General features: G+C 59.3%; 4 protein-coding genes. 3 read left to right on the top strand and 1 reads right to left on the bottom strand.

Annotated features, from left to right (window positions below; translation table 11 throughout):
* Nucleotides 1–936: 936 nt before the first annotated feature.
* The gene (locus tag EN885_RS32855; RefSeq protein ID WP_128244385.1) at nucleotides 937–1,374 is read right to left on the bottom strand and encodes a hypothetical protein; all 438 of its coding nucleotides are present in this window, start codon (nucleotides 1,372–1,374) and stop codon (nucleotides 937–939) included.
* Nucleotides 1,375–1,552: 178 nt separating this feature from the next.
* Here EN885_RS32855 and EN885_RS32850 point away from each other — a divergent pair, with 178 nt between their 5' ends.
* From EN885_RS32850 to EN885_RS33995, 3 genes are read left to right on the top strand one after another with little or no spacing between them, the layout of a single operon-like run.
* Nucleotides 1,553–4,639 (top strand): hypothetical protein, encoded by a 3,087-nt coding sequence (locus EN885_RS32850; protein ID WP_206616881.1) that lies wholly within the window; start codon nucleotides 1,553–1,555, stop codon nucleotides 4,637–4,639.
* Nucleotides 4,640–4,686: 47 nt separating this feature from the next.
* Entirely contained in the window at nucleotides 4,687–4,836 is a 150-nt protein-coding gene (locus tag EN885_RS33765) for a hypothetical protein (RefSeq protein WP_164897969.1), read from the top strand.
* A gap of 7 nt (nucleotides 4,837–4,843) precedes the next feature.
* A complete protein-coding gene (locus tag EN885_RS33995) occupies nucleotides 4,844–5,428 on the top strand; it encodes a hypothetical protein (RefSeq protein ID WP_206616880.1) in 585 nt (194 codons plus the stop codon).
* The last annotated feature ends 132 nt before the right edge of the window (nucleotides 5,429–5,560 follow it).

Raw genomic sequence — 5,560 nt, 5'->3', positions numbered from 1 at the left:
GCTGATGACGGCAGCCGGGATGGGCTTCAGCGACACGGTGCTGGTGACGGAGCAAGGCCCGGAACGCCTAACCGGGATGGAGCGCAAGCTCTTCTCGCCTACTTGAGGTACCATCCACGATGGCTAAATTAATATGGCCAGCGCCAATTGAGCCCCTCCAGTGTGTGCGGACTTCAAGTTCATGGTCGGGTCAAGAAGGTCCGCGCATCTTCTTGGCGAAACGGGCAAGAGATATCTCGAAGTATCACGTTTTGTGCTCCGCGTTTCAATAGTCGACCCATTTTGGCGCAAATCTGTCTCTGCAATGCGCCATTTCCGAAGTCCTTAACGAAGGCGATCCGGCAGCATTCCATGTCGGTTTCTCCGATCTAAGATCGATCGAAAGATCATCGCTACCGAACTCTCAGTCTGCCACCACTGTCCGGTCCCACGCGGCCGGGATGTGCGCGGCGCGCCCTGCTGGTGTCCTCCCCGCCGGCAGGGCGCTGAGGGTTTGGATGCTAGTAACTACAGCGCATCCGCGATCGAAACTGAAGGGCTACTTGTCTCAACTTGTAGAGAATGACGGGGCTTCGTGCCGCGCTCTGCAGTGACCGGCGAAGCTCTGCGCCCGTGATGGGCTTACGATGAGCTTCTTGGCTACTTGGCTCGGCGACCAAGCACGGAGGGATCGCCAACAACAGAAGCGCCGCATGTTCTACGCCGGACCAAATGCAGGCGAGATGAATGGGCAGGATCCTCCTTGTCGGCCTGAGGCTGGACTCTCGCCTACTGCGAAGGTGCCGTCCAAACGAATTCCCGAATCGAGCAGGTGGACAGTCGTAATCAGATCCGGGACACCCTCAACCGGATCTGGAAGTTCCTCGCTACGCTTCCGACCGGCGATCTAAGAGGTCGGCGGCATTTCACACCAGAGCGCTTCATGCCGCGCTCGTTTCAAAAGCCCACGCATTTTGGCGCAAGCCTGTCTCCTCCATGCGTCATATTCCTAAAAGTGGTGACGTCGTCTGAACACAAAAGGGGAGCGCGAAACGCGAGGGATTGAAGCGCAGAACCGCCGAACGTACGCCGCCCACCAGAAAGCAGCCCACTCTGAACGGAATCGCTTGCAAAGACGGGAATGGAAATAGTGGAATTGGTCAACATGGACGGTAAAAAAATGAAGATTGTCCAGGGACCGCTACCCATCACATCAATCAACAAGAATTTGATTCCACTTTCCGACGGAATGGGTTTGGCTGCCAAAATCTCGCTGCCAGAAGGCGCGATCCTCCAATTCAGTTGGGACAGCATTGTTGACGTATTCCCTACGGCAAACGCAATCGCACCTAGCGAATTTCCCATTTCGCTGCACATGGTGACGCGAGCATCCATATAGCCATCCGAGGCACAGGCAGGCGCGTCGATCGTCCCTGGAAGCTCGATCAGGCTTCACGGCACAATACTATCATTTGCAGGTAATACGATGAGTAGGCAGATTAGCGTGACCGAACCCGGGACCCTCGAAGCCCTCAAATGGCGCTGTATCGGTCCAGCCAGAGGCGGCCGAGTTGTGGCGGTCGCGGGCGACCCTAACGATCCGACGGTTTTCTATTTCGGCGCCTGCGCAGGCGGGGTGTGGAAGACGATCGACGGTGGGATTTACTGGCACTGCGTATCCGACGGTTTTTTCGCGAGCGCAAGTGTCGGCGCGCTCGCGGTCGCCCGCTCCGATTCGAACGTTATTTATGCCGGCATGGGCGAGGCGTCGATCCGAGGCGACGTCTCTTACGGCGACGGCGTCTACAGGTCGACCGATGCTGGTCGCAGTTGGACTCACTTGGGACTTAAAGAGACCCACCATATCGGCAAGATCTGCATTCATCCGGACGACCCTGACATCGTGTATGTCGCCGCGCTCGGCGACGCATTCGGGCCAAACGAGGAGCGCGGCGTGTTCCGCTCCGTGGACGGCGGCAAGACCTGGCAGAAGGTCCTCTACCGCGATCCCGACGCCGGCGCCATCGACATCTCGATGGATCCCAACAATCCGCGCATCCTCTTCGCCACGATCTGGCAGACGCGACGGAACTTTTGGAACCTGAACAGCGGTGGGCCGGGCAGCGGAATATTCCGGTCGTTTGATGGCGGCGACTCCTGGGAAGAGCTGTCCGGTCGGAACGGCCTGCCGGGCGGGGTGCTCGGCAAGATTGGCGTCTCTGTTTCGCAGGCGCAGCGCGGGCGCGTCTACGCGCTCATCGAGGCGGAAGGAGACAAGACAGGGCTCTATCGCACAGATGATCACGGCGACCGCTGGATCCAGACCTCGCAGAATCGCGATTTAATGCACCGTCCTTTCTACTACACCCATGTCTTCGCCGACCCTGGACATGCCGGTACCGTCTACATAACCAATTATCAGATGTGGAAGTCGACCGATGGGGGGGCGAGCTTCACCGAAGTGGCGACGCCCCACGCCGACAACCACGATCTCTGGATCGATCCGGTCAATCCCAAGCGGATGATCGAAGGCAACGATGGCGGCGCCTGCGTCACCTTCAATGGTGGCGTGACTTGGTCGTCGATTTACAATCAAAAGACGGCGCAGTTCTATCGCATTGACGTCGATGAGCAGTATCCCTATCGGGTCTATGCCACCCAGCAAGACAACACCTCGATCTCGGTTCCGAGCGCGTCGGAATGGGGCGTTATCACCCTGAGCGATTGCACCTATCCAGGCACCGGCGAGAGCGGCTTCATCGTCGTCGATCCCGAGGATCCCAACATCGTCTATTGCGGCGCCCTCGGCTACAGCTCGGGCGCAGCAGCTGTGCAACGCTACGACCACCGGACCCGGCAGTTCCACCTCGTCAATGTCTGGCCGGAAGAGTTGAACGGTGTCGCGCCGAAGAACATGCGTTACCGATTCGCCTGGACCTTTCCACTCACCTTCTCACCGCATGATCCGAAGACGCTCTATGCTGGGGGTAACCATGTCTTCCGCAGCCGCGACGAAGGATCGAGCTGGACGGCGATCTCGCCTGACCTCAGCCTCAACGACCCGGCTCGGCAGGACTATTCGGGCGGCTTGACTGGCGAGAACTTTGGCTGTGAGGTCCATGCGACGTGCGCCTCGGTGGTGGAGTCTCGGCATCGCAAAGGTGAGATCTGGGCGTCTACTGACGACGGGCTCGTTCATGTTACGCGAGACGGTGGGGCCCAGTGGAACAACGTCACGCCCAAGGGGATGCCGGAACTCGCATATGTCGGCTGCGTTGAGATCTCGTCGCATGACGCTGATACCGTTTATGTAGCGGCCACGCGCTACAAACTTGCCGATTATCAGCCCTATCTTTTTCGCACCAGGGACGGCGGCAAGAGCTGGCAGTCGATCGTCGGCAACTTCCCGAGGGGGGAGATCACGCGTGTGGTGCGTGCCGACCCGGTTCGGCCAGGCCTACTCTTCGTCGGCACCGAGACAGGGGTCTTCTTCAGTCTCGATGACGGCGAGCATTGGTCGCGCATGGACGGCGGCTTGCCCGTGGTTCCGGTCTACGATCTTAAGATCAAGGGCAGCGATCTCGTCGCCGGCACCCACGGCCGGTCTTTCTGGATTCTCGACGACGTGACGCCGTTACGCGGGCTGGCTGCGGACCAGGAGGATATCTTGCTGGTGAGCCCGCGGTCGACGATCCGGACCAAGCTCCGGGCCGGGACGGGCTTCGCTAAGGCGAGGATCAGCTACGGCGAGGGTATCGCCGCCGCCACAGAAGGCGTGGAACTGGAGGGCGGACGGCGCGATTACCTCTATCTGGACTGCGGCGAGAATCCCCCGAATGGGGCGATCATCTATTACTGGCTCTCCCAAGATGCGGAGGGACCGGTCAGGCTCACCTTCCAAGACGCCGCGGGAAATACCGTCATCACCTTCTCGAGCGACGAACAGGACGCGCCCTTCCACAGGAAGCCGGGAACGAAGGCCGGGCTCAACCGCTTCGTCTGGGATCTCAAGCATGTCGGGCCGGCCAAGCTCGACCAGTCGCTGATAACCCGCAAATACGAGCCTCTCGCGCTGAAGGGTGACAACCAAAGCGGCGCGACGGTGGTTCCCGGCAGCTATAAGGTCGAGCTTCAGGTCGACGGCAGAATTCAGACGGTGGACTTTACAGTCCTCAAGGATCCCCGAATCGTTACGACCGAAAACGAGTTCGCCGAGCAGTTCGCTCTCCTACAGAGGCTGTTCGGCAATCTCTCGGCGCTCAATCAGGCGGTCAATCGAATCCGGTTTCTTAGGCGCCAGCTCGCGGATGTGCAAAGGCGGCTCGACGACAGCGGCAAGTCGCTCAGCGAGAGCGTGCAAGCATTGGTCGGTCAGCTCGAGGCGATTGAAGCGACGCTGGTCGACATCAAACGGGAGACTCCACAAGATCAGCGCAACCCGGCCGGCTTGAATGATACTCTGATCGGCCTCGTCAACGTGGTTGATTGCGCGGACGCGGCGCCGACGCTGCAAGCGCGACAGGTGTCCGATGAGATCATCTCGAAGGTCGACAATGAGATCACAAAGCTGGATGGGCTCGTGAAAGACGATGTGACTGCGCTCAATGCAGCGCTCCGGTGCGTTGGCATCGAGCCGGTCGGGACCGGCAGGTTGCCGTGAGGAGTTACACGTTGTTCAGTGAGCTTTTCTTAGAGAAGGAGCGGGAGATGGATTTCATTGAGCGAATTTTCGGTGTGGCGCCGGATGGGGGCGACGGCACGACCGAGATGCTCTACATCGCTGTTGCGCTCGTCGTAGCGGGGATGTTGGTCGCCCGCAGGTGGCTTAGCCGACGCGCCGCAATGCGGCGGCGCTAGTCTCTAAATGGTGATCTTCATGCAGGCCGTGGGCCGGGGCGACTCCGCACTCCTATCTTCAAGCGGTGATGGCAGATCAAAAGGCTGGCCTGAATTCGTTTTCCGCGCACGCCAACGATGGAATCTTGAGGTGATTGCCGGCCCGGCTGGCTTTTGTGACCGCCGTACAATGGTACCCAGAATGCATGAACAAGAGCGAGCCGGCCTGTCGTCATCGGATTCGACAACCTCGCAAAACCGGCAGTTGAACCAAAAAAGAGCTTACCTGACCGACCCACGACGTTTGATGCCCTGCCCTGTCCGCGTGGCAATGGATCAGAGCAAAAGGGCCCGAAGAGATCGCCAACCAAATCGCCCAGAAATTCAAGAAGATCGCTGGAATCTTCACCCACAGCGGCAGGGCGGGATTCTCTCGGCTATAGCTGATCTTAACATTATCGGCTTTCGGCCGCTGCTGGCTGCCCTTTCGCCACGATTGTTCGACGACGCGCTTCGGCGCGCGAGCGAACGCATCATCCTATGCGCCATCAAAGAGACTAGCGTCCCGGACGGGACCCTGAATCCAGGCGTCCTCGCCAGGCAGCTTTTCTAAGACGCTATTATCGAGGGATCGAGATGCAGAAGGAACTACGTTTTGAGCGGTCCGAGTTCGCGACACGCGTCACTGCGGTGAAGAAGGAAATGGAGAGGCGGGGCATAGACGTCCTCCTGCTTTCCGAGCCGG

This window comes from Mesorhizobium sp. M6A.T.Cr.TU.014.01.1.1, assembly GCF_004022765.1.
GTDB classification, from domain to species: Bacteria; Pseudomonadota; Alphaproteobacteria; order Rhizobiales; family Rhizobiaceae; genus Mesorhizobium; species Mesorhizobium mediterraneum.
This window is presented reverse-complemented; position numbering and strand designations above follow the sequence as displayed.

Bases quoted from the DNA above. Each gene is read 5' to 3' on its own strand.
- EN885_RS33995 (WP_206616880.1), top strand. From the start codon at position 4,844: ATGGTGATCTTCATGCAGGCCGTGGGCCGGGGCGACTCCGCACTCCTA.
- EN885_RS32855 (WP_128244385.1), bottom strand. From the start codon at position 1,374: ATGGATGCTCGCGTCACCATGTGCAGCGAAATGGGAAATTCGCTAGGT.
- EN885_RS33765 (WP_164897969.1), top strand. From the start codon at position 4,687: ATGGATTTCATTGAGCGAATTTTCGGTGTGGCGCCGGATGGGGGCGAC.